The sequence below is a fragment of the Kordia sp. genome (assembly GCF_965224175.1).
Lineage (GTDB): Bacteria > Bacteroidota > Bacteroidia > Flavobacteriales > Flavobacteriaceae > Kordia.
On the sequence record NZ_OZ245041.1, the window covers coordinates 4,641,937 to 4,665,751 of the forward strand.

At 33.6% G+C, this 23,815-nt stretch carries 20 protein-coding genes; 9 read left to right on the forward strand and 11 right to left on the reverse strand.

What is annotated here, in order from left to right; translation table 11 throughout:
* The first annotated feature begins 22 nt into the window (after positions 1 to 22).
* From ACOQOS_RS20165 to ACOQOS_RS20175, 3 genes are all read left to right on the forward strand, one after another.
* The gene (locus ACOQOS_RS20165; protein ID WP_420572285.1) at positions 23 to 568 is read left to right on the forward strand and encodes an RNA polymerase sigma factor; all 546 of its coding nucleotides are present in this window, start codon (positions 23 to 25) and stop codon (positions 566 to 568) included.
* Positions 568 to 1,290 (forward strand): anti-sigma factor family protein, encoded by a 723-nt coding sequence (locus ACOQOS_RS20170; RefSeq protein ID WP_420572286.1) that lies wholly within the window; start codon positions 568 to 570, stop codon positions 1,288 to 1,290. Before ACOQOS_RS20165 ends, ACOQOS_RS20170 begins: the two co-directional genes overlap by 1 nt.
* Before the next feature lie 176 nt (positions 1,291 to 1,466).
* Positions 1,467 to 3,035, forward strand: a complete 1,569-nt coding sequence (locus ACOQOS_RS20175; protein WP_420572287.1) for a T9SS type A sorting domain-containing protein — start codon at positions 1,467 to 1,469, stop codon at positions 3,033 to 3,035.
* 239 nt (positions 3,036 to 3,274) lie between these two features.
* On the opposite strand, the gene ACOQOS_RS20180 is transcribed toward ACOQOS_RS20175, so the two are convergent.
* From ACOQOS_RS20180 to ACOQOS_RS20190, 3 genes are all read right to left on the reverse strand, one after another.
* Positions 3,275 to 5,488, reverse strand: coding sequence for a response regulator (locus tag ACOQOS_RS20180; protein WP_420572288.1), 2,214 nt, complete (start codon positions 5,486 to 5,488; stop codon positions 3,275 to 3,277).
* A gap of 26 nt (positions 5,489 to 5,514) precedes the next feature.
* Positions 5,515 to 6,510 carry a type I glyceraldehyde-3-phosphate dehydrogenase gene (gene gap / locus ACOQOS_RS20185; RefSeq protein ID WP_420572289.1) on the reverse strand — a complete coding sequence of 332 codons (996 nt, stop codon included), beginning with the start codon at positions 6,508 to 6,510 and terminating at the stop codon, positions 5,515 to 5,517.
* Between the two features lie 173 nt (positions 6,511 to 6,683).
* Positions 6,684 to 7,583: a hypothetical protein gene (locus ACOQOS_RS20190; RefSeq protein WP_420572290.1), complete on the reverse strand. Its 900-nt coding sequence runs from the start codon at positions 7,581 to 7,583 to the stop codon at positions 6,684 to 6,686.
* 481 nt (positions 7,584 to 8,064) lie between these two features.
* On the opposite strand from ACOQOS_RS20190, the gene ACOQOS_RS20195 reads away from it, so the two are divergent.
* The 5 genes from ACOQOS_RS20195 (at position 8,065) to ACOQOS_RS20215 (ending at position 11,712) form a co-directional block, all read left to right on the forward strand.
* Positions 8,065 to 8,754 carry a hypothetical protein gene (locus ACOQOS_RS20195; RefSeq protein WP_420572291.1) on the forward strand — a complete coding sequence of 230 codons (690 nt, stop codon included), beginning with the start codon at positions 8,065 to 8,067 and terminating at the stop codon, positions 8,752 to 8,754.
* 226 nt (positions 8,755 to 8,980) lie between these two features.
* Positions 8,981 to 9,640: a hypothetical protein gene (locus ACOQOS_RS20200; protein ID WP_420572292.1), complete on the forward strand. Its 660-nt coding sequence runs from the start codon at positions 8,981 to 8,983 to the stop codon at positions 9,638 to 9,640.
* A 10-nt stretch (positions 9,641 to 9,650) separates the two neighbouring features.
* Complete coding sequence (locus ACOQOS_RS20205) at positions 9,651 to 10,307, forward strand: hypothetical protein (protein ID WP_420572293.1); 657 nt, start codon at positions 9,651 to 9,653, stop codon at positions 10,305 to 10,307.
* Positions 10,277 to 11,029: a sensor histidine kinase gene (locus tag ACOQOS_RS20210; RefSeq protein WP_420572294.1), complete on the forward strand. Its 753-nt coding sequence runs from the start codon at positions 10,277 to 10,279 to the stop codon at positions 11,027 to 11,029. The genes ACOQOS_RS20205 and ACOQOS_RS20210 overlap by 31 nt, the downstream gene beginning before the upstream one ends.
* 5 nt (positions 11,030 to 11,034) lie before the next feature.
* Positions 11,035 to 11,712 carry a response regulator gene (locus tag ACOQOS_RS20215; RefSeq protein ID WP_420572295.1) on the forward strand — a complete coding sequence of 226 codons (678 nt, stop codon included), beginning with the start codon at positions 11,035 to 11,037 and terminating at the stop codon, positions 11,710 to 11,712.
* A gap of 653 nt (positions 11,713 to 12,365) precedes the next feature.
* Here the strand turns inward: ACOQOS_RS20215 and ACOQOS_RS20220 are convergent.
* Positions 12,366 to 12,566: a helix-turn-helix domain-containing protein gene (locus ACOQOS_RS20220; RefSeq protein WP_420572296.1), complete on the reverse strand. Its 201-nt coding sequence runs from the start codon at positions 12,564 to 12,566 to the stop codon at positions 12,366 to 12,368.
* Positions 12,567 to 12,779: 213 nt separating this feature from the next.
* Here ACOQOS_RS20220 and ACOQOS_RS20225 point away from each other — a divergent pair, with 213 nt between their 5' ends.
* A complete protein-coding gene (locus ACOQOS_RS20225) occupies positions 12,780 to 13,019 on the forward strand; it encodes a hypothetical protein (RefSeq protein WP_420572297.1) in 240 nt (79 codons plus the stop codon).
* A 296-nt stretch (positions 13,020 to 13,315) separates the two neighbouring features.
* Here ACOQOS_RS20225 and ACOQOS_RS20230 read toward each other — a convergent pair whose 3' ends face one another.
* The 7 genes from ACOQOS_RS20230 to ACOQOS_RS20260 all read right to left on the reverse strand — a co-directional run bounded on the left by ACOQOS_RS20230 (position 13,316) and on the right by ACOQOS_RS20260 (position 23,576).
* Entirely contained in the window at positions 13,316 to 17,779 is a 4,464-nt protein-coding gene (locus tag ACOQOS_RS20230) for a T9SS type A sorting domain-containing protein (RefSeq protein WP_420572298.1), read from the reverse strand.
* Positions 17,780 to 18,848: 1,069 nt separating this feature from the next.
* Entirely contained in the window at positions 18,849 to 19,724 is an 876-nt protein-coding gene (gene lipA, locus ACOQOS_RS20235) for a lipoyl synthase (protein WP_420572299.1), read from the reverse strand.
* 134 nt (positions 19,725 to 19,858) lie between these two features.
* Positions 19,859 to 20,437: a hypothetical protein gene (locus ACOQOS_RS20240; protein ID WP_420572300.1), complete on the reverse strand. Its 579-nt coding sequence runs from the start codon at positions 20,435 to 20,437 to the stop codon at positions 19,859 to 19,861.
* 53 nt (positions 20,438 to 20,490) lie between these two features.
* Positions 20,491 to 21,708: an NRAMP family divalent metal transporter gene (locus ACOQOS_RS20245; protein ID WP_420572301.1), complete on the reverse strand. Its 1,218-nt coding sequence runs from the start codon at positions 21,706 to 21,708 to the stop codon at positions 20,491 to 20,493.
* Positions 21,705 to 22,262, reverse strand: coding sequence for an RNA polymerase sigma factor (locus ACOQOS_RS20250; RefSeq protein ID WP_420572302.1), 558 nt, complete (start codon positions 22,260 to 22,262; stop codon positions 21,705 to 21,707). The genes ACOQOS_RS20245 and ACOQOS_RS20250 overlap by 4 nt, the downstream gene beginning before the upstream one ends.
* Positions 22,253 to 23,353, reverse strand: a complete 1,101-nt coding sequence (locus ACOQOS_RS20255; RefSeq protein WP_420572303.1) for a glycosyltransferase — start codon at positions 23,351 to 23,353, stop codon at positions 22,253 to 22,255. Before ACOQOS_RS20255 ends, ACOQOS_RS20250 begins: the two co-directional genes overlap by 10 nt.
* Before the next feature lie 19 nt (positions 23,354 to 23,372).
* The gene (locus ACOQOS_RS20260; protein WP_420572304.1) at positions 23,373 to 23,576 is read right to left on the reverse strand and encodes a membrane or secreted protein; all 204 of its coding nucleotides are present in this window, start codon (positions 23,574 to 23,576) and stop codon (positions 23,373 to 23,375) included.
* Positions 23,577 to 23,815: the final 239 nt, after the last annotated feature.

A 23,815-nucleotide genomic window follows, 5' to 3' on the forward strand; every position in this document is an offset into this window, starting at 1 on the left:
ATTTTAATCTTTTTCATCACTAATGAGTAGAAATAGCACAGAGACTGAATTACAAGATTTGTTAAGATCTGATGACAAAAAGGCTCTAGAGACTATATATGTACAATACAAAAACGAGTTTTTAAACTATTCAAAAAAGTATGGTTTAGACAGGTTAAGCGCATTGGATATTTACCAAGATGCCATTATTGCGATGCATCATAATTTTGTGTCATCACAATTGGTACTGACTTCTAGCTCTATTAAAACGTATTTGTTTGGTATTGGAAAATTTAAAATTTTAAAGAAATTAAAGGAAGAAGATAAGTTTTTAAGAGTTGAAACAGAAGAAAAAGGATATACAGAAATACAAATTGAGGAATCGAGTCCTTCAGAACAATCTGTAGTACTGAGTGCGCATCTAAAGAAAATTTCTGAGAGTTGTAGGAAAGTGTTAGAACTATTTTATTATCGCAATTTAACCGTTGATGAAATTGTACAACTTACAGAATATAAAGATGGAAACACAGTGCGAAGTCACAAATCGAGATGTTTGAAACGTTTAAAATCTTTGTTTAAAGTTAGGTAATGAATAGGGAAGAAATTATACAAGATTATATCGCAAATCGCTTGTCTGAAGAAGAGAAGATGAAGGTTGAAGCATTGTTAGAAACTGATGTAGAACTGCAAGAAATGTATGAGACACATACTACACTTGCAGAAGCGTTTAAGTTGACTAAAAGTGATGAAATCAAAGCACGTTTGCAACAATTAGATAGAAACGAAGTCATTCCAACAAAGAAACAAGTTACCAGGCGTATGTTTGCCAGAATAGCTATTGCAGCCGTTTTTATTTTTGGGATCTTTTTTACGGTAAATCAATTGCAATCTACAAGTGATTTTTACGAATCTTACTTTGAAGTTTGTCCAAATACGTATATGCCAATCACTAGAGGAAATGAATCTGAAAGTTTACAATTTGAAGCTTTTAAAGCTTATGAAAATAAAGATTTTAAAACTGCGGAAACTACATTTACAACAGTCTTAGAAACAACAAATGATTTAAATATTACGTTCTATTATGCGATGTCATTGTTGAATCAGGAGAAGCACGATGAAGCTTTAGCAGCGTTAATTCCTTTATCCAAAAAAACTTTTGATTATCAAGTGGAATCTCTTTGGTATACCGCGTTGATTCAACTTAAAAATAAAGAAACCGAAGCAGCAAAGAAAAACCTTTTTACACTTCAACAGCTAAATTCGAACTTCAAAACCAACGAAATACAATCTATTTTAAGCTCACTTCCATAGATTTTAAAACCAAACACATACGTTAAATTAGGCGTTTAATTGATTAATAGCTTTGTGAATTTATCAGGAAAAACGCCCATTTGAGTCCCAATTCTTTTAGTTTCAATAATACAGGACACTAAAAATACTTGTTGGTAATATGTTTGTATTGTTATGAATTTTAAATAATAATACGCATGAAAACAAATATACTATTGTCGGTAATTTTTATTGTTTTTGTTCTAAAAACACAAGCTGCAGTTAGATATGTAACTCCATCTGGAGCTGGTACTTTAGATGGTTCAAGTTGGGTAAATGCTTTGCCAGGAACTTCATTGCAAGCAGCTATAAATGCTTCAAGTGTTACTGATGAAGTTTGGGTTGCAGCAGGAACGTATTACACAACGACAACAACGAATCGAACTATTTCATTTGCTATGCGGAATGGTGTCACAATTTATGGAAGCTTTGCAGGAACAGAAACTTTATTGTCTGAAAGAGTATTAACCAATGGTTTGACAAGTATTTTAAGTGGCGAAATAGGGATTGCAGGAAACGTCGATAATAGCTATAAAGTTATATATAATCAAGAGTTAGATAACACAGCAATTATAGATGGTTTTATTATAGAAGGTGGAAATGATGATAGAAACCCTACAAATAGCGGAAATGGACTAGGTGGAGGAATGTATAATCATGGATATAATACTGGTGGATATTGTCATCCTATTGTTCGAAACTGTCTGTTTAGAAATAATACAGCATCATGGGGCGCAGGCGCTTTTAATAATGGATATGGCGGAGGAAATACTTTGCCAACTTATATAAATTGTATTTTTTCTCAAAATCATGCTTTAATTGAAGCTGGCGGAATGGATAGTTATGGAGTTGGCGGAACTGCAAGTCCAACAGTGATCAATTCTATATTTTACGAAAACACATCAGCAACTAATGTAGGAGCAATGTATGCTTGGGGCGGAAATGGAGGAAATTGTCATCCTATGCTTATCAATTGTGCATTTGTAAATAATATGGCTTTGAATGGATATGGAGGCGCTTTTATTGCTGATAATTTAGATCCTAGTGGAGGAACATCTTCAGGATCGTGTACGGTGACACTTCAAAACTGTATTGTTTGGAATAATTCAGCAACAGGAGTCAGTCCTCAATTTTATGTTAGAGGAACTGGAGCAGAAGTGGTCGCAACGTATTCAGATATAAGTCTTACAGGTCAAAGCTTTCCACATGTTATTTCTGGTACAGGAACGGGAAATATAGATATAAATCCTTTGTTTTTAGATATAGCTTCTGGTGCAGGAATTGATGGAATTTGGATGACTGCTGATGATGGTTTGCAATTACAAAATTCTTCTCCATGTATTGATACAGGCGATAATGCTGGAGTTCCTCTCATAGATATACTGTCTAACGATAGGATATTTAATACTACAGTAGATATAGGAGCTTATGAATTTGATTCAACAACTTTAAATGTAGAAGACAATGCACCAAAAGTAGAGATGGTTTTATATCCGAATCCAACAAATGAAGTTATAAATCTTACACTTCATATTTCGGAAGCCGATACTATTGCGCTATTATTATTTGATAGTAACGGACAACTTATAAAAACCATAGATAAAGGAAAAGTAACAACTGGAACATTCCAGTATCAAATTGATCTATCAAAACAACAAACGGGAGTTTATTTTATCAAAATTTACACATCAAAAGGAACATACATTCGTAAAGTGATACGAAAGTAATCATACATCAATCAAGAACAAACAGTATAAAAAAAGGCGAGTAACCAACTCGCCTTGTTCTTTAACTAACCAATCCAAAATTTATGTGAAATGAAAACAAAGCGTGATAGCTTTTGTTTGCTTTCAATTAATAACATACAAAGCGCGTGCCAAAAACGTTTTTTTATTCATTTTTGAGTGCTAAATGTTTGTTAACGAATTGATTTAGTATTTGGGTAAATAGTGTCTAAAATCTTTCCTTATGTAAGAATGTTTGAAATCTTCTTGTAGAAAATCTCAGGATCAAATGGTTTGGATATGACTTCATTGAAACCATTCTTAAGGAAATCACCTTTATTGTCATCTAAAGAAATGGCAGTTAAAGCAATAATAGGAGTAGACACATCAAATTTTCTAATTTCTTTCGTTGCTTCTATACCACTAATACCTGGCATATGAATATCCATTAAAATAAAGTCATAACGATTGCTACGCGCATAATCAATAGCTTGATAACCATCGTCAGCAATATCGCAAGTCATATTCTGCTTTGCGATAATCTTCTTTGTAATTACTTGGTTGATTTTATTATCTTCTACCAATAATACTTTGAATTTTCTACTTTTAAGATCTGTTTTTTCCTCACTATCATTAGATACGGAAGTAGTTGTAGTTACCACTTCTGGCTCTAGTTTCTCTAAGATAAGTGGAAAGCGAAATGTAGAACCTTCACCAAGTTTACTTTCTAACTGAATATTGCTTTCCAACAACTCCAACAAGCTTTTTACAATAGTCAATCCTAAGCCAGTTCCACCATATTTACGGTTAATTTGAACAGAACCTTGCGAAAAACTATCAAATATATTTTCTTGCATCGCTTGTGAAATTCCAATTCCATTATCTTTTATTTCAAACAGAATATTTTGTTGCGTATCATTTTCTTCAAGAATCTTTGCCGAAATTTCTACAATTCCATCTTTAGTAAATTTTAAAGCATTACTAATTAGATTGATAAAAACCTGCGACATTTTTAGGTAGTCACCAACTAGTTTTTCTGGAATGTTTTTATCTATAGTAAGAACAATTTTATTATTGTTTTCTTTTGAAGTTTGCGTGAGTGAATTCACCACATCATTTAATACCTTTTTTAGATTCAGAGGTGCTTTTTCAACGGCTAATTTTTTAGCTTCTATTTTATTTACTTGAAGAATATCGTTGATAAATGTCAATAAATAATCTCCTGAAAATTTTAAGGACTTTAAGTGTTCTTTTTGGCTGTCACTAGGGTTTTCTTCTAATAGTAAATGAGTTAAACCTGTTACAGCGTACAAAGGTGTTCGTAATTCGTGCGTTACTGTAGATAAAAACTGTGCTTTAGCTTTCATTGCTTTTTCGGCATTGTCTTTTGCCAATTGTAATTCAGAATTTTTCTTAAGTAATAAATTATTTGTTTTTACCTTAATTTGATTATTTCGATATAAAGAGATTGTCAATAATGAGATGATAATCAATAATGCAGAACTCAATATAGACGTTAATTTATTACGTTTTCCAGTTTGTGCAGAATCGTCATTTTGTCGAACCAATTCGTCTATATGACGCTTTTGAAACTCATTGTCAAAATATGCATTTGCATTAGCAACACTTTCTATTCTTGCTTTATTATATATAGAATCTTTGATTTTTAAATGACGTCCTTGAAACTTATATGCGTTTTCTATATCATTTAAACCAGCATAAGTATCACTAATAATTTTTGTGCTTTCAAGTTTTATGACAGGGAAATTATAAGAATTGCCAATTTTAAGAGCCGTTTCTGCATTGAGTTTTGCTTCTTTATATTGTTTGATATTTTGATACGCTTTTGCGAGATTTAAATGAACTTTAGCTCGTAAATAATTTGGTTGATATGGATCATTGATCGGTAATGAGTTTTCAAAACGTTCAATAGCACGTCCATTAATGCCTTGACTTAAGTAAAATAAACCTCGGTAATATTTTAGCTTATTAATATCTCCTGCTGATTGGTATTTGTCAAAAATAGCTTCTGCATCAGTAAAAAATGTATCAGCATTGCTATAAGATGTATTTCGAGTAGCGGTTAAAGCACGTAGTATATAATTATATCCAAGTCCAACAGAATCTTTAATTTCTTTTTGAATTTCTTCTGCTCTGCGCAGGTAACTTTCAATGTCTTCAGGATTGAAATTGTCGTAGTTTTCTTCAATACCTAATTCAGCACGTAACATGTACGCTCGGGCTCTACTTTTTTTATCTTGAATACTATCAGATAAATCTAAAATGTTTGTCAGCTTTTCCAATGCGCTGTCCATTCTAGCTTTTTTCTTGTATTCGTATACATCAACAAAAGAGCGCTCTATACTGTCCTTAATAGTTTCATTTGATTGGGCTAGGGACAATACAGAGAATAAAGCAAACCATAAATATAAAATGTGTCTTACTCTACACACCATGCAGTGATGAATTTATTCAAAAATACTTATTTATTTGAAATATATGACATTAAATCAATTAATCTGTAGGAATACCCGATTTCATTGTCATACCATCCGACGACTTTAACCATTTTTCCGATGACAGAAGTCATAAGAGAATCAAAGGTACAAGAGTACGGATTATCTATTACATCAACAGAAACAATTGGGTCTTCTGTATACGAAAGAATACCTTTTAAATTGGTTGCCGCGGCATTTTTAAACGCTTGATTTATTGCTTCAATTGAAGTCTCTTTTTTTACATTAAAAGTAATGTCAGTCAATGAGCCATCGGGTACAGGAACACGAATTCCACAACCACCAATAACATCTGAAAATTCAGGAAATATTTTAGTCAATGCTTTGGCAGCACCAGTAGTTGTTGGTACAATACTTTGACTAGCTCCGCGCGCACGACGTAAATCACGATGTGGCTGATCGTGTAAACTTTGATCTGTTGTGTATGAGTGAATCGTAGTAATATAAGCCTGTTCAATACCGCATAATTCATTGATGACTTTCATCATTGGAGCAGCATTGTTAGTGGTACAAGAAGCGTTTGAAACAATTGTTTCTGAACCATCTAAGATATGTTCATTTACTCCTAAGACAACCATTTTAATAGCATCATCTTGAGGCGGTACAGATAAAATTACTTTTTTAGCTCCGTTTTTAATATGGTGATTTAAAAGTGTCTCTGTTTTAAATTTCCCTGTGGCTTCAACAACAAAATCGACGTTATAAGGTTGCCAATTAATTTCTTCAATAGTCGAAATATTGGTCACTGGATATGCTGTTGAATCAACTAAAATTTGGGTAGCTGTATGGCTCACTTCATTTGGTAAAACACCATGAATACTATCATATTTTAGTAAGTGACTCAAAGTGCGTGTATCTGCCAAATCATTTATCACAACAACTTCAATGTTTGGATGATTGATTAATAAACGAAATAAATTTCGACCAATTCTTCCAAAACCATTAATAGCAATTCTAATCATATGTATTCTTTATTTTAAGAAATCCAAAATTACGGTTTTTTTAGCTGTCCTTTCTTCTATTTTGTGACTTACTTTATAGGACTAGATTTTTTCTTCTATTGAATTGACTTCAACATAAAAAGCGCAATCTTCAAAAAGATGAAAATTACGCTTATGTGACTAAAAAAGTAATCCTAAGATTTATATTCAAATGTATATGATCCTACATGTTTACGTTCTTGATTTTGAATTAAATACTGTTTTACAGTAATTGAATAATTGCCAGGTTCAGCATTTGGGTTTGGTACATATGTTAACTGTAATGAACCTTCAAAATGTGCAGGTAAATCGCATTGGTGCGGATATAAGGTTTGTTCGTTGTTTGTCCCTGTAATTTTTCGATCTCTCACTTCTATAGATGGATCTATTCCTATACTATTCGAAAATAAAGAAACTATAGAACCTTGAGGAACATTACAAATAGCTTCAAATTGATACAATTGTACTTGATCATCAGGATTTTCAATATCTAATAACCTTTCAACAGGATCATCTTTTACGTCAACAATATCAATATTTCGTTGCGCTACTGTATTGTGATCTCTACAGAATTGCCACCAAGCATTTATTGAAGGAAATGATTCTGGTAGTGAAGGCAAGCCATTTCCAGTAAGTACAACAATTAAACAATAATGTCCTACATCTGGAAGTTGCTTAGGCATCCAATTAAATGGTTCGGCAGCAGCCAAAATTCCATCATTTATAAAATTTATCTTCTGTCTTCTTATTTCATTCCATCTTCCTGGATATTGCAGTGTACTAGGACGTGCCCAGTATAAAGTTGCTTCTACAGCTTGTGGTTGATCTACAGGATTTTTAGCACGGACATATATATAATTAATTTCTCCAGCTTCTATTTGTTGTCCTAAATCTTGATGATAGGTTTCAGCTCCAAACCTTTCTTGAACAAAAACTGGATTTACAGATTCTTGTTGCGGAATAATGTCTGGACTTACATTTAAAGCGCCATTATTTGGTTCTTGTCCTACGTCATTGAGTGAATCTCTTACGAAAGTATTTGATGAATTTTGCATAATCACACTATTTTAAATTCCTACTCTATTTAGTATAAGGTTTTTCGGATTTCACCTTTTATGCATATTGATAATAGCTATTTTGTAATTGTGTCAAATGTTTGACGGATTACGATGTAAAATTCGATCATTATTGATGAATAGGTATCTGTGGATTTTACGGTATTTATAAAGTAGGTAAGATTGTCCAAGTGTATTTTGGACATGTATGTAATTTTTACCATTTCTAGAAGTTACGTAAAATTACGCGTGTGATATAATGATGTATTTTAGACATTTACAGTGTAATAAAAGAATATAGAAATAGTCGTCATTTTTAACAATGTAACATAAAAAGTCGTTTGTTCGTTCTGGGAGAATTAATATATAAAGGCAATTATATCGAATAAGATGTGCGACTATTTTCTTTTTTATTATCCCTAAATTATTAACCGTATACTTCTTCAATATACTTTTGGGAAGTTATAAAACTCAATTTATTATGTCTTTTAAAGTGGTAACTCCTTCAATTGCTAGTATAGCACAATGGTATAAAACAATGACAGGTGAAAATGTCAAAGAAAATTTAAAATCAATCATAGCTGCTTCTGGAAATTATTTTATTCTTGATACAGGAAATTTGAGTACCATTACACAATATGATAAATTTCATATTTACCTAGGGCTTGATGCAGGTGGTGCTTTAAAATTATATGCAGTTCCTGGAGCAAATGATAAAGCAGAAAACATTAATATATATACCTTAAATTTAATCCCTATAAGTGTATCATTTACAAAGGGTAAAATAGAAGATACGTTCGCCAATCATCAAGATTTAATTAAAAATGCTAACAATTGGTTAAACGAAGATGAATTAGATAAATGGATCGATAATGTTTACAGTCAAGAAAATGGAAACTTAATACCCTTAGCTTTTCGCATTGATGCTTCTGATTTTAAGGCTGGAGATGTACATGCTTGTTATTTTGCTTTGAAATTTGATGATGAATTAGGATTCAGAAACATGGACTTGGTTATCGCAAATACAGGACCAGATCAAATTCCAATGCTTTTATTAGATGGAACGCCGTATGATAAATCTTCTGTATTTGAAGATATGGCGCGACCTGTGCCTCCATATGACAATGATGTTGAATTTGGAATTTTTGACCAATTGAATATTTCGTACTAAAAAACTTTTTAAAAATAAAGATAGAGGTGCTGCCATATATATAATTGTTAAAATGAATTATATAATACTCGTCTACACATTTAATGTTTTAAGTATGTATCAATTAAAAAATAAAGATGAAAAATTAATGTAAGAGTTCGTTTTTATTTTAATATATTTTGAACAATATTTTATAAACCCCTAAGTTGTTCTGAAATTCAGAACAATTTTTAAAACTTTAATTATTATGGCTGGATCAACCGACCCTATTATTGGTATTGAAAACTGGAGTGCATTAGCAAAAGATGCGCCTATTGATGGTATTATTTCGCTATTTCAAAATAGTGGAAATAGCTTTTCATTGACATTGGATGAAACTCTAAAACAATCTAAAATACTGCATGTGTATTTTATGTTGGACAGCGCTGGAAAGATTGAATTTTTTGTAATTCCAGCAGCTTCAGATGTAAAAGGCAAAAGTGTTTTTAGTTCTAATCTTCCAATCTCTCAATTAGGAGCAAGTAAAACAACAATTAACAATGACAATAACAACGAATTGATTACATGGATTGATAATTGGTGCAATCAAACACTAAGAGACGCTTGGCTTATGAAAGTAACACAAGCAGCTCAAGTGTTAGTAATTCATACTTCAGATTTTACTGTGAATGACAACCACGAATGTTATTTGGCATTAAAACCGAATACAAATCCTAATATCAACAATCAATATGCACTTGATTTGGTAGTACAAAATACGAGTACAGGTAACTATCTGAATGCAATGGTACAATCTCCAGAAGGAACAATAGGATATGCTGATATGGCACGACCAGTTCCGCCGTATGATAACGGTGTAAATTCTGATACTGCTGAATCTGACTTTGGAATTTTAGAAAGTCTTTAAAAAATAACGAATGAATCTAAACCATTTTTTTGATATCATAACATATGCACCAACATTCGTACTAATTTTTAGTACGAGTGTTGTTGTTTACAAGTACCATGGTTTGGACAACATAACAAAGCTATTGGGTTATTACTTAATAGGAAGCTTGATCATCAGTTTGGTAGCTTACTTCTTGGGTAAGTTTTTAGGAAACAACCTCTTTTTGTTTTTTGTATTAACGTTGTTAGAACTTTTTGTTTTTATGAAATTATATTATAGTTTGATAAAAAAGAAAAGGCTAGTTATAAGCTTGGCCATTTTTGGTACTGTGCTCACCTTGGCAGATTCTATTTATATCAAGGCGTATGATGTAAAGCTTTTTCAACCCTATTCTAAAATATTGGCAACATTACTTATAGTTGTTTTAGCGTTGATTTATTTTTTTGAACTGATCAAAGATGAAGAGAAATTATACAAAGACGAAACACATTATTTATCCTTAAATAGCATGACTTTGTGCTTTTTTGCAATACAGTTTCTAGCATTTTTACCACTCAATTTTTTAGTAAATGCAGATCGTAAAATGGCAGATTATGTTTTTGTAAGTAATGCAATTGTTCTCATCATCTTTTATGGATACTTAACTCATTTTATATGGAAACATGGAAAGAGCCTCAAACAATAATTCTTTGGATTATTATTGTAGCATTATTTGTAATTATTTTACTCACAAGTATTATTTTCTTGGTACGAACTATCTTTAAGAAGATTATAAAAGCCAAAGAAAAAGAAGCTGCAATTCAGTTAGATTATCAAAAGAATCTATTAGAAACGACGATAAAAACACAAGAAATTGAACGTCATCGCATTGCAGCAGATATTCATGATGGATTGATAGGAAAGTTAACGGCACTAAAAATGCAGCAGGAAATCACGAGTAAAGATCAAAAAACGATTGATGCTCTGCATGAAAGTATCACCGTTGCACGCAGAATCTCGCATGATTTAAGTCCACCATTGGTAGAATTCACGAAGCTTCCTGAGCTCATCAAAGAATTATTAGATCCGTGGGAACAACATTTATTGATTACAACTATATTTGATATACGAGCAGAAATAAATGATACCGAAGAATTTAAAGTGCAAATCACACGTTTAATTCAGGAAATCATCACAAATACAATAAAACATGCTGAAGCTACACAGATGTATTTGCACTTGAAGCAAACAGAAAATTACATGGCTTTGTACATTAGTGATAATGGAAAAGGTTATGATGTAGCAAAAAACAGTAAAGGATTAGGTACCAAAAACATAGAAACTAGAGTGCAATTCTTAAAAGGAGTTTACAAAGTAAAATCGAAAATAGGAAAAGGAACTTCAAATATGTTTTTATTTAAAAATTAAAAAAGATGGAAGATATTATTACAATAGCACTAGTAGATGACGATGCATTAATCGTAACCCTTTTAAAAGATTTTTTAGGAAATCAAGAAAAGATGGAAGTTTGCTATACGGCAGATAGTGGCGAAATGTTGATGGAAAAACTATCTGTTGAAAGCGCCTTGCCCGATGTGATGGTACTCGATTTAAATATGAAAGGTATTAATGGAGTAGAAGTAACGGAGTTTTTAAAGCAAAATTACCCTAGTATTAAAGTGATTTTAATGACCTCTCATTACAAACGTTCTTTTATGGGATTCATGCTAAAAACAGGCGTTTCAGCATTTTTGCCAAAAGGAATATCTCCAGTACAATTGTTAGAAATCATTCGAGAAGTCTTTGACAAAGGATTCTATTTTATGGATGATCAATTAGGAGTATTACGCGAACAGATTTCGCACAAAAGCCCTAAACCAACGTTAATTGAAAAAAACAAGCTCACAGAAAGAGAAATAGAAGTTTTAAAACTGATTTGTTTCCAAAAAACAGCCAAGGAAATAGGAGCGAAGCTATTCATTACACCACGTACGGTAGAAGGTCACAAAAACAACTTATTCATTAAAACGGAAGCGAGAAACATTGCAGGTTTGGTTATTTATGCTATTCAGAATAACTATATTGAACCGAATGAAATTCCGTTGATCTAGACTTGCTGTTGCTCTTAGAACGCTGACGCTGTTAGAACACGCTTTGGCGCTTTTAGACTTTTTTGAGGCGCTTTGCTCTTTGAATTCGCTTCGCTCATTCTTTTTTTGTCATTAGTTACGCCAAATTTTCGGTTTCCTACGTGTCACATCGAGCGCAGTCGAGATGGACGTTGGAATCTATTTTGTTCTTAGTAATTCTCTTTGATTCGTCTTTGCGAGAAGCGTAGCGACGCGGCAATCTGTAACTTCAAAAAACGGAAATGTTCTATGACAAAAAGATTACTTCGTGATTCTTCCTCGTAAGGACGTACTATACACCAACGTCACTTCGAGTGTTTTTCTGAAAGAAAAATATATCGAGAAGTACTATGAAACCTAGATAGTAGTGAGGTATCAGTATTGAGTATTGAGATGGTTTCGATGAGAATCTTCGTCATACTGAGCTTGACTCAGTATCACATAACAGTGAGAAAAAATCAAAAATCATATATCATATACACCAAACGTCACTTCGAGTGATTTTGAGGGACGAAAAATTGTATCGAGAAGTACTTGGAAACTATTAATTCCCTTAGAAAAAGTCCAGACTCCATCAGCGTTCACACTGAGCCTGTCGAAGTAAAGCGATCTAGATTCTTAACTCCAAAAGAAAATCACTCAAATTCCTTCTTCAACCGTTCCAATGTATCAATAGCTTTCTGAATATCTTCTACAGTAGTATTACTTTCTTTGGTAGGATAAAACAATTCTCGAATATCAACATCTAAGGTTTGCGCGATTTTTAGGAGAAGTTCAGGTTTTGGAAAACTATTTCCTTGTACAATATTGGAAATACTCGCAGGCGTAACGTCCACTTTTTCGGCTAAGTCTTTACCTGTTATTTGTTTTCCTTTAAAACTTCTTTTAATCGTAAAATGTTCATATTGAGATTGTATGATTGTTGCAAAACTACTAAAATTATAGTAATGCTAAATTTATTGAAATATAATTATAGTTTTATTTGTGTTTAATTATAGTGATATTTATTGAATGGGGATTATAGTATTACTAAATATTAAATAACAATTATGATCACTCAAAAGCAACTCAACCAAGAATTACTAAAAGAATTACAAACCGTAAAACTCGAATTACAAAGATATAAGCAAGATTTTGAAAAAGAAAAGAATATCAAAAACGGATTGTACTTTTTTATTCTCGCCAACGATTTGCTGCCTTTGTTTCACGAATTCCGTAAAACCAATGAGTATCACGATACGGATTATCAACTAAAAGCTTTGGAGTTTTTAATAAACACACTACCGTAACTACGTATTTTTTTCTACAAATTTGTATGTTGTTCCGTATAGCATAAAATCGTAAAATATAAAGACAAGCATGAGCAAACCATAGGAGATTTTAGCCTTGGAAGAGTTTCTCTATCATTTAAAAAAGATAATGAGATGCTGAGTCAAGACTGAATGAAGTTCAGCACAACGCACTATTGTTAAAGGAAAAGGCTAGATGCGAAGTGCAACTAGCCTAAAATTTATAATTCTTTGCAAAGCTCTTTAATGGATACACCAGACTCAAGGTGTTTTAAGAGCTTGATAAGTTGTGTGTCTTATAACTTTATAAATTTAAAAACGTTTTCTACATCTTTTAATTTTAAAAAATAAACACCTGATTGTAATTTCTCTATATGGATAGGCTGATTGTTTGTAATTTTCCCTTGAAGAATCTCACTTCCTTGTATATCATAAATTACATACTCTTTAGTTTCTTTTAGTCCAGTTATAGCTAATACGTTATGTGTAGGATTTGGATAAAGACTTAGCTTTTCAAGGATAGTATTAGTGTCAACTCCTAAAGTTTCATCCACTGTCAAGGTCACTAGGTTACTTTGCACATTACATGAAGTATTAAATACTTCTACAAAGTATTGACTGCCATCATCTGCCAATTGTACATTATTTAGCGTAAGTGTTGCGCTAGTTCCACCAACTAATGGCGTAATAATAGGGCTGATAATAGACAAACCACCTCCACTTGTAGCTACATAGGTAGTACCGTCAGATTCGTATACACCTCGACAAAGATTGCCAGCCAAACCATCAGCCGTGGTTTTATTGGTAAAGGTAGTTCCTCCATCTGTAGAGATGGATAAACCTTCAGTTGTAGCCACATAAATTGCACCGTTGGATTCGTATACATCTTGACAATCATTACTCCCTAATCCGTCTGCTGTAGTTTTATTCATAAACGTATTTCCTCCATTTGTAGAGATTGATAGACCTCCAAATGTAGCCACATAAATAGTACCGTTAGATTCGTATACTCCTTGACAGGAATTATTCCCTAACCCATCAATGGTGGTTTTATTGGTAAAGGTATTTCCACCATTTGTAGAGATTGATAAACCTCCATTTGTAGCTATATAAAGAGTGCCGTTAGATTCGTATACATCTCGACAGTTATTAGCACCTAAACCATCAGCTGTGGTTTTGTTGGTAAAATTATTTCCTCCATCTGTAGAGATTGACAAACCTCCGCTTGTAGCTGCATAAATAGTGCCGTTGTATGCGTATACAGCTTGACAGTTATTAGTCCCTAATCCGTCAGTGCTGGTTTTATTGGTAAAACTATTTCCACCATCTGTAGAGATTGATAAACTTCCCTGTGTAGCTACATAAATAGTGCCGTTGGATTCGTATACTTCTTGACAGTTATTACTACCTAATCCATCAGCTGTGGTTTTATTGGTAAAGGTATTTCCACCATCTGTAGAGATCGATAAACCTCCAAATAAAGTAGCTACATAAATAGTGCTATTGGATTCGTATACGTCTATACAGATATTATTCCCTAATCCATCTGCTGTGGTCCTATTGGTAATAAGCTCTTCTTCTCTGTACCATTGATACATATTGTTGCTACCTGAAGCTCCAACACTAAAACTAGCATTACTTCCTTCAGTAACACTTACATCTTGAGGCTGCGTATTAATGGCTATATCGCAAGTATTAACGTTTAAGGTCACTAGGTTACTTTGCGCATTGCATGTTGAATTACTAAACACCTCTACAAAGTATCGGCTTCCATCATCTGCCAATTGTACATTATTTAGCGTAAGTGTTGCATCGGTTTCGCCCACTAATGGTATAGAAGAGGAGATAATAGATAAACCTCCGCCACCAAAAACTTGATCACCTGCAACTACATAAATAGTACTGTTGGATTCGTACACTCCTTGACAGTTATCACTAACTAAACCATCAGCTGTGGTTTTATTGGTAAAGATATTTCCACCATCTGTAGAGATTGACATGCCTCCATATGTAGCCACATAAATACTACCATTGGATTCGTATACGCCAGTACAAAGATTATCCACTAAACCATCAGCTGTGGTTTTATTGGTAAAACTATTTCCACCATCTGTAGAAATCGACAAGCCTCCAAATGTAGTTACATAAATGGTACCATTAGATTCGTACACTGATGTACATTCATTACTCACTAATCCATCAGTGGTGGTTTTATTGGTAAATATATTTCCTCCATCTGTAGAGATTGATAAACCTCCATTTGTAGCCACATAAATAGTACCGTTGGATTCGTATACAGCTTGACAAACATTATTCCCTAATCCATCAGTAGTGGTTTTAGTGGTAAAGGTATTTCCACCATTGGTAGAGATCGATAAACCTCCATTTGTAGCCACATAAATAGTACCGTTAGATTCGTATACTCCATTACAAATATTATTCCCCAATCCATCAGCTGTGGTTTTATTTGTAAAGGTATTTCCACCATCTGTAGAGATGGATAAACCACCATTTGTAGCCACATAAATAATACCGTTGGATTCGTATACTCCTTGACAAGAATTATTACCTAACCCATCAATTGTGGTTTTATTGGTAAAGGTATTTCCACCATCTGTAGAGATTGATAAACCTCCAAATAAAGTAGCTACATACATAGTGCCGTTGGATTCGTATACACCATAACAAACATTACTTCCTAATCCATCAGCTTGGTTTTTATTGGTAATAAGCTCTTCTTCTTTGAACCACTGATACATACTATTGGTGCCTGAAGCTACCACATTAAAACTAGCATTACTTCCTTCAATAGTAGTTACATCTTGAGGCTGCGTATTAATGGCTATATCGCAAGGATTAACTGTCAAGAAAGCTAGGTTGCTTTGCACACTGCATGATGGTGTACTAAACACCTCTACAAAGTATCGGCTTCCATCATCTTCCAATTGTACATTGCTTAATGTAAGTGTTGCGTTGGTTTCGCCTGCTATTGGAGCAAAAGGACTGATAATAGATAAACCTCCTCCAAATGTAGTTGCATAAATAGTACCGTTGGATTCGTATACGCCTCTACAGTCATTACTTCCTAGTCCATCAGTGGTAGTTTTATTTGTAAAGGTATTTCCTGCATCTGTAGAGATTGATAAACCTCCAGTTGTAGCTACATAAATAATACCATTGGATTCGTATACATCTTGACAGCTATTACTACCTAATCCATCAGCTGTAGTCCTGTTGGTAAAGGTATTTCCACTATCTGTGGAGATTGATAGATCTCCAGATGTAGCTACATAAATAGTCCCGTTGGATTCGTATACATCTAGACATGTATTACTACCCAATCCATCAGTAGTAGTTTTATTGGTAAATGTATTTCCTCCATTTGTAGAAATAGATAAACCGCCTTCTGTAGCTACATAAATAGTCCCGTTGGATTCGTATACACCATAACAAGTATTATTCCCTAATCCATCAGTGGTGGTTTTGTTGGTAAAACTATTTCCTCCATCTGTAGAGATTGATAAACCTCCAACTATTGTAGCTACATAAATAGTCCCGTTGGATTCGTATACGTCTTGACAGCTATTACTCCCTAATCCATCAGTGGTGGTTTTATTGGTAAAACTATTTCCTGCATCCGTAGAGATCGATAAACCTCCACGTGTAGCTACGTAAATAGTACCGTTGGATTCGTATACGCCTTGACAAGAATTATTCCCTAATCCATCAGTGGTGGTTTTATTGGTAAATGTATTACCACCATCTGTAGAGATGGATAAGCCGCCTTCTGTAGCTACATACATAGTGCCGTTGGATTCGTATATATCCCTACAAATATTATTTCCTAATCCATCAGAGGTGGTTTTATTGGTAATAGATTCTCCCTCTCCATACCATTGATACATAACATTGGTACCTGAAGCCGCAACATTAAAACTAGCATCACCACCTTCAATAACACTTGCATCTTGAGGCGGAGTCATGATGGCTACATCACAAGGATCCACTGTTAAAGTAACTGGATTACTTTGTTCAAAACATGAAGAATTACTGCTATAAGCCCTTACAAAGTATTGCTTACCATCGTCTGTCAATTGTACATTACTAAGCGTAAGTGTTGCATTAGTTTCGCCAACTAAAGCTGTAGAAGTGTCGTTAGAAAACCACTGATACATTAGGTTGACACCTGTAGCCGCAACAGTAAAACTAGCATCACTTCCTTCAATAACACTTACATCTTGAGGCTGGCTATTGATTGCGATATTACAAGTGTTAACTAATTGCACATCTGCAATTTGAAGAATGCTAGACGTACCACAAGTTCCTGTAAAGTTTACTCTATAATGTGTATACGAATTTGTATTTCCTGAGAAAGAAAATGTTCTTGAAGATAAACGTGCTGAAGTACATGGTATTGAACCTGTAGCAATGCTTGTAAAGCTACTGCCATCATTAGAACCAAAAATTTGATAATTTGTTGGATCTCTTTCTGGAGCATCATTAGCAGTAACAAATACCATACTCGTGACTCTACTTACAACACCTAACATATCGACTTGAAAACCGATACCGTCATTGGCATTAAAATCTAAAAATTTTGTATTTGAGTTCTGATCAATTACATTTTGTACCTGTTCTCCACCAGGAGAATTTACACTTCCAAAGTTAGTGGCAGTGTGTATAGAACTATTAAAAATGCCTTGTGCATAATTAGTAGTTGTTACTGTGATAAAAACGAGTAAAAGTAATAGTCTTTGCATGTTTAGGGTATGTTAAGTGAATAGAATTGGGGTTTATAAATACATGTAATTCAAACAAATATATATAACTTGATGCTCCATAACTTTTAAATGTTCTGAACAGATGCTATGGTGTTCTGAAAAACCAATAAACTAAATATTTAATATTATTGCATAGCCAGTTTTGTGTATTTTAAAACAGATTTATGATAAATGATTTCTATTGAGTTGTAAAAAAATGAAAGACCTGTGATAATCTATTTCCTTAGTACATTCTAACTATTCTTAGAATGAGACTGCCATGCCGTAAACTCTTTTAATGCTGAGTCGGTCAAAGTACGTAGTTGCTTCTGTTTATGAGTGTTTTGGTTGTCAATACTTTTCTAATGGTTTTTTATCGTTTAATTTAGGTTCCATACTCATACAAAACGGTTAAGGAAGTGGTTTGAAACGCTTGTTTACTACTTTTTTTCGGTTCCAAACTGGTTTATTGCAGTTCTAAACCTATTCGAAGTGGTTGCAAAAGGACTTTGACCCTATTGTGAACCTATTTTATGCGGTTCAGAACCTATTATTTTAGGTCTTTTTAGGGGGTAATGCCCCTTCAGAACCGCTTTTAACCAACAAATAACCTCATAAAACTAGCATTGAACCTGATGCTAGGCTTTCTCTGTGCTTTACAGCATTATTGCGTGTGTTTCAGAAGAATACGTGCTAATCTATTTCAAAGAAAATCAAGTATATATTTAGGGGCAGACTACCGCGTCGCAAACTCTTCGTAGTGACGTTTCATATGTAATTCGTTGCATTTGTGGTGAAAAAGTGTAAGCAAACAGAATGTTGAATGCTATATTTTAAATGTTGAATTGATTACTCCCAACACCCAAAACTGAAACTCAAAGAAAATTAAGTATATTTTTAGGGGCAGACTACCGCGTCGCAAACTCCTCGTAGTGACGTTTCATATGTAATTCGTGCATTCGTGGTAAAAAAAAAAGAATCACAAAAAAAGCCAGAAGCAAAAGCAACTAGCTCAATTTAAATTTATAATTTGAAACTCTCTCAAAACACATTGAGCGGAGTCGAAATGTTAATCTATATGTTTATGCGCTTTATACGAAGAACGAACCAACGCGCCACTTTCTACATGACGGAACCCTAAGTCCAATCCGATTTGACGATATTTATCAAACTGATCAGGTGTAATGAATTGTTGTACAGGTAAGTGCTTCTTACTTGGCTGTAAATACTGTCCAATCGTAACCACATCTACATTCGCTTCACTTAAATCGTGTAACGTTTGAATTACTTCCTCTTCTTTTTCACCCAAACCAAGCATAATTCCTGATTTCGTTCTATTGATTCCTTGATCTTTCAAATATTTCAACACGCCTAAACTACGATCGTATTTCGCTTGAATTCGTACTTCACGCGTCAAACGACGTACTGTTTCCATGTTGTGTGAAACCACTTCAGGAGACACTTCTACGATGCGATCTAAATGGCGTTCTACACCTTGAAAATCTGGGATTAAAGTTTCTAATGTTGTGGTAGGATTCATTCGGCGTACCGCTTTTACAGTTTCTGCCCAAATGATACTTCCCATATCTTTCAAATCATCACGATCTACCGAAGTCAAAACGGCATGTTTAATCTTCATGATTTTAATAGAACGGGCTACTTTTTCTGGTTCGTCCCAAGCTACGGTTTCTGGTCGTCCTGTTTTTACACCACAAAATCCGCAAGAGCGTGTACAAACATTACCCAAAATCATGAAGGTTGCAGTTCCTTCGCCCCAACATTCGCCCATATTCGGACAACTTCCAGAAGTACAAATCGTATTTAATTTGTATTTGTCAACCAATCCGCGAAGTTCGGTATATTTCTTTCCAGTCGGAAGCTTCACGCGAAGCCATTTTGGTTTTCCTTTAGGAGGCAATACACTTGCTTTAGTTTCTATACTCATAGCAGCTTTTCTATTCATTGAAAATATGAAATACAAAGATACAAAGAATCTGATTAAAAAAATGTTATTTACGACTTCGTCAATTTACTTTTTGTGAATTTTTAAATTTCTAATATTTCAATTCAAAAATCACGCTACCATATTTTCCACCAAGGTTTTTTAGCTGCAGTGGTTTTAGGTGTCTGAATAGAAGCAGAAGCGTCATCAATAACTATTTTTTCTGCAGTTGATGACTTAAATGTATATCGTTTGCATTTTGCTCCCAAATCTATTTCATGAAAAGATTCTCCAAGTGTTTCTTCAATCAAAGCATAGATAAGTTCGTCTTTATGTTCTTCTGTACTTTCTAATTTTAAAGGTGTTCCTTCGTCTTCTTGAATTTCATCTTCCGATTCAACAATTGTTCTCACAAGCTTCCCGCCTTTTACATAATTGATAGAGAAAACCATTGTCATTTCAGATAAGACAAAAGATAGTACATCTTGATTGTCTGCATAAAAATCAAAAGCACCTATTTCCATCGAGACAGAAATATAGGTTCCATTTTTCGAATAATACACATCGCAATAATGATCATCCTTAAAACTTTCATATGTATCTTCAAAAACAATTTCTTTTTCAAAAATCAATTGCTTTCCAAGAATTTCTTCCAGTTTTGCTAGATCATTTTCATAATTTTTGTTGATGACAATTCCAGAAATATTAAGTCCCATAGTTTTTAGAAATTATTGTTTTTTGATGTGTTTAAATTCATTGTTTACAAGAATTAAATTGTTGTCAAATACCAAACAGAGAATCCGGTTAGAAATAAAATTCCCAACCAACTCAAAATACGTAATCCAAGTTTAGGTTGCCAAGCTTTTGGTGTATGTTTACTTGTAATGAGTATGTAGTTTGAAATAGCGTAAAAAGGAGCTGTGATAAAAGACAATGCTGTTGCGACATAAATTAAAGTGCTCATTTTAGCTAAGAATTGCGTGAGAATGATAATAGTTCCCAACACTAAAATTAACATCCAAAAAATATAACTGTGTTTGATGTATTTTCCAAACAACAACTGGCTCGTTTTTGCCATAGCTCTAGGAGAAGCATCTAATGTGGTTAAAGTTGTGCTAAACATGGTTGTAAATGCAGCAATAGCAATAATAATATACGTGCCACTACCTAAATTCTGAGTGTATAAATCAATAAGTTGTGAAGCAAAGACACCACCTTTTGGTGAAAATTGTATGCCAGAATTAAACATGACATATGCGCCTAATGCCATGAAACAAATACCAAGAATGATGGTGACAACATAGCCAAAATCGAAATCAAATAACGCAGTTTTTGGCGTAAAACTTTCTGTTTCTTGACGTTTTTCAATTGCCCAAAGTGAGTGCCAAATCGAAATATCTAGCGGAGCTGGCATCCAACCCATAAAAACAATTAAAAGTGTAATGCCTCCTACTTCTGTTGGAAATAGTTGTCTGGCTGTCAATGCTTCATTTCCATCAGAAATTGCAAAAACAACCGCAATTACAGTACTTATTGTTAAAGTGATGATGATGACTTTCATCAGTTTGTCTAAAATAGCATAACGTCCCATCGCTAAAATTCCCAAACAAATAACGGTGATAATCGTACTCCAAATTTCCATCGATAATTCAATGCCAAATAGTTGTGAAGCCAAACCTGCTGTTACAATGGTAACTGCAGTTTGTATGGTAAACATAGTAGCAAATGAGAGTATAAAGTAGGCGACAAGCAAGCCTTTACTGAGCTTTTTGTAACCATCGAGTAAGCTTTCGCCTGTAGCAGCTGCATATCGTGGTCCAAATTGAAAGAATGGATATTTGAATAAGTTGACTAATAATAATGCCCAAAGTAATCCAAAACCAAATTCGGCACCAACTTTCGTTGAATTTACCAAATGTGATACGCCAATAGCTGCGCCAGCAAATAGTAATCCTGGACCGAGTTTTTTGATAAAAGAAGTGCTCATTGTTTCTGAATGATTTCTGCCAATAACTTCTTAGCACGCAACAATTTCACCTTTACATTATTCATGGGTTCTTGGAGTTGTTCTGATATTTCTTTGTAGCTCAACTCTTGAAAATAGCGTAGATTGATAATTTCCTGATAGTGCGGTTTTAGTTTTTTAATATCCCGTAGCAACTTTGCTAAATTTTGCTCAGTAATAATTTTATCTTCAGGAGTTGGTCCGTCATCAATGATACTATATACCTCTTCTTCCTGTTCTGGAGTGGTTTCTATCAAGTTTTTTTTCTTGCGAAGAAAATCAATATGTACATTTTTAGAAATGGTAATGAGCCAAGTTTTAAACTTGTATTTTTCGTCAAATGTATCAATCTTATCAAAAGCTTTGGAAAAGGTTTGAATGGTAATATCTTCCGCATCGTTTTCGTTTTGCACACGTTTTAATTGAAAACCATATACATCATTCCAAAAAGAATTTAGAAGGAAATTGAAAGCGACTTGGTTGCCCAATTTTGCTTTTTGTATGTATGCTTTCAGAATCGTTTCGGCTATTTCCAATGCGTGGGTTTTGAAGTCTTGTTTGCTATAAAGATACCAAAATGTATGATAACTAAAAAGATTTCAAGAATCGGTAGCAAATATAAAGTGTCTTGTTCTTTGAGTTTACTAGCTGAAAATCCGATGATAAAGTATTGCAATAAGACACGAATTCCAAGAACTCCTAATGCTAGTATCCATAATTCTGTACATAGCAAAAAGATGGCTAGCGCCCAAAAAAGTACTTGTGTACTATAGAAAGTTCCTAGTAAAAATTTATGTATAAACTTGTAATGTGATGAGGTACTTACATGTCTTCTTTTTTGTTGAAACCAAGAGCCAAAACTTGTTTTAGGTTGTGAGATTGTAAAGCTATCTTTAGAAAAGCAAATGGCAGTGTTTTTGCCAGAAGCTGCATCTTTAATGAACAAATCGTCGTCGCCAGAACGTATTTTCATATGGTTTACAAAACCGTTTACTCTGTAAAATTCGTCTCTACGATATGATAAATTTCGTCCAACTGCCGTGTATGGAATTCCCAATTTTGCATAGCTGAATGCTTGAATGGCAGCCATTAAGGTTTCAAAACGTATCAAAAGGTTTAAGAATGAATATTTTTTTCTAGCGTAAGCGCCATAACCAATTACAATCTTTTTTGTGCTAGAAAAATGCTGTGTCATTTCACTAAGCCAATGTTTGGAAACTGGCGTGCAATCGGCATCTGTAAATACTAAATAATCATTGGTTGCCGCTTTGATTCCGAGTGTTAAGGCATACTTTTTATTTCCCCAAAAAGCTTCGTTGTTTTCAACATTCACCAATTTGATGTTGGCATTTTCTTTTTGAAATTGTTCAATTACATCTTGCGTTCCATCTGAAGAAGCGTCATTAATTAATACAATTTCATAATTTTTATATGATTGTTGAAGTAGTTCTGGAACAAGAATTTTTAGATTTTCTGCTTCGTTTTTAGCACAAACAATAACGGAAATGGGCAAATTGTGTTGCTTATTTCGTTGCGGCTTGGCAAAAGCAAAAACACCAAAAAGTAAAAAGTAAATTACTTGAATAGCAGTAATTGCTATAAAAGCATATAAAAGTATCGTAATCATGAATAGTGAGGGAAACTATTTATTGATGTTGTGGCTCAGAACATGTATCAAACTGGTCTGGAGTTTTTCCACAGAATCCACAGGCATCTCCATCTTTATTTAACATTGGGTTTTGACTTGCACAAGTTCCTGCAAATTTTCCATCTTTCTTCGCCCAAATCTTAATTGCAATTCCAGCAACTCCTAAGAGTAATAAACCTATTGTTAATAATGCAAGTTTCATCTGTTATCTTTTATTTTATGAATTTTGTCTTCAATAAATGTCTTGCAAAGATACGATTTTTTGTAAGATTGATAATCGTGAATATTCAAATTAAATATTAACAATCGCAAAAAAATAAAATAAAGGACTACAAGTGATAAACAAAGGTGAAACGATAAATAAAACTATTTTAAATGTTTAATTGTTAGTAAGTTAAAGTGGTTGGGGAAACTTTTTTCTATATCTTGATAAGACTAATC